This is a genomic window from Streptomyces sp. NPDC059564, assembly GCF_042735575.1.
Lineage (GTDB): Bacteria > Actinomycetota > Actinomycetes > Streptomycetales > Streptomycetaceae > Streptomyces.
In genome coordinates, this window is record NZ_JBHWBP010000632.1 from 1 (window position 1) to 1,986 (window position 1,986).

General features: G+C 72.6%; 1 protein-coding gene. It reads left to right on the forward strand.

The window, feature by feature from the left end:
• The coding region (locus ACFV0Q_RS41080; RefSeq protein WP_385013166.1) for a flavin-containing monooxygenase at positions 1 to 1,388 on the forward strand (1,388 nt) is incomplete at its 5' end.
• Positions 1,389 to 1,986: the final 598 nt, after the last annotated feature.

The window sequence follows — 1,986 nt, forward strand, 5'->3', positions numbered from 1 at the left end:
CCTATCCGGGCTGTGCCTGCGACGTGCCCTCGACGCTCTACAGCTACTCCTTCACCCCGGACACGGCTTGGAGCCGCGTGTTCGCCGGACAGGAGGAGATCCGTGCCTACCTCGCCGCCACGGCCGAGCGGTACGGCCTCGCCGAGGTGCTGCGCTGCGGCGTGGAGGTGCGCGAAGCCCGGTGGGATCCAGCCGTCGGGCGCTGGCTGCTGGAGACCAACGACGGCTCCTACAGCGCCGCGGTCCTGGTCATGGCCACCGGTCCGTGGCACGTCCCACGCCCCTTGGACGTGCCGGGGCTCGACGGATTCGCCGGCCCCGTACTCCACACCGCCCGCTGGGACGACAGCGTCGACCTGTCCGGGAAGCGGGTGAGCGTGGTCGGCAGCGACGCCTCAGCCGTGCAGGTCGTTCCCGCCATCGCCGACCGGGCGGCGGCCGTGCACCTCTTCCAGCGCACCGCCCAGTGGATCCTGCCCAAGCCCGACCTGCCCCTGCCCCGCGCTTTCAACCAGGTCGTCAGCCGCCTGCCCGGTGCCCGCCGCGGCCTGCGCGCATCCCAGTACGCCCTGCAGGAAGGCTTCGGCTACGCCTTCCGTCACCCGAAGCTGGCACGCCTCCTCGAAGCCGGCGCCCTGGCGCACCTTCGACTCGCCGTCGCCGACCCGCAGCTGCGCCGGGCCCTCACGCCCGACTACCGGCTGGGCTGCAAGCGCCTGCTCACCTCCAGCACCTACTACCCCGCCCTGAGCCGGCCGCACGTGCGCCTGCACGCCACCGCGGTGAGCGCCGTGCGGGGCAACGAGGTCGTCGGCGCCGACGGGACGGTCGCCGAGACGGACGTCCTCATCACCGCCACCGGTTTCCGCGTCGGTGAACTCCCCCTGGCCCGGACCCTGTACGGCGCGGACGGCCGGACCCTGCACGATGCCTGGGACGGCGAACCACAGGCCTACCTCGGCACCACAGTCAGCGGCTTCCCCAACCTCTTCCTGCTTCTGGGCCCCAACCTGCTCGGCGGGTCCACCTCCGCCGTCACCGTGCTGGAAGCCCAGCTCACCTACCTCGCCAGCGCCCTGACCCATCTGGGCCAGACCGGCAACCAGGCCCTGGATGTCCGGCCCGGCGTTCAAAACGCCCACAACAAGTCCGTACAGAAGGCGCTGGCATCCACGGTCTACAACACCGGAGGCTGCACCAGTTACTACCTCACCCCCAGTGGCCGCAACACCTTCGCGTGGCCCTGGTCTACCCCTCGCCTCACACGCCGCCTGAACCGCTTCGACCCCACCGCCTACATCTGGCAGCCCCGACTCGCTCCGCTGCCCGCCCCGCGGGCGGCGCAGGACGACAGCCTGCCGACTCCCGCACACAGGCAGCAGAACTGACAGCGCCGAACCGTCCGGACTCCCGGAACTGCTCCCCGCGCCCGGACTCTCCGGTTATGTCGCTCATCGTGCGTGCGCACGGCCGGATTGGAAGGGTCCGGACGGAAACATCGCTGCTCCCACCGGGTCGACGGCTCCAGGACCCTGACCAGGCCGTCGGCGGCGGTGCCGCAGCGGGACGACCGCGGGCGCCGCCATCGGGTGCACGCCCGACCCCCATCCGGCCCTGTCGGCAGTCGTGTTGAACCACTGGTAGGAAACTTTCCTATCCTATACGCTCCCGACGGCGGCTTGGCGCGGTGCCCGATGACAGCGGAATGACATGGGCATGACGTTCTCAGTGAGAGCTCTGACCCGGCCGCCGTGACGCTGTCCCCTGCACGCCCCCATGCTCCCGGGGGAGGGGGTGGCGTTCTCCGCACCGGTGTCCAGCTCTCGCCGTCCCCAGGCCAAGGAGTCAGGCATGCACCTGTACGCCTCCCCCCCCCCCCCCCCCCCCCCCCCGCCCCGAGAGGGGCCGCCCCGCCCGTGGGGCCCCGGGGGGCGCCCGCGGGGCCGGCCGCCGCGCCCCGGGCCCCGGCCGGGCGGCCGCCGCGCG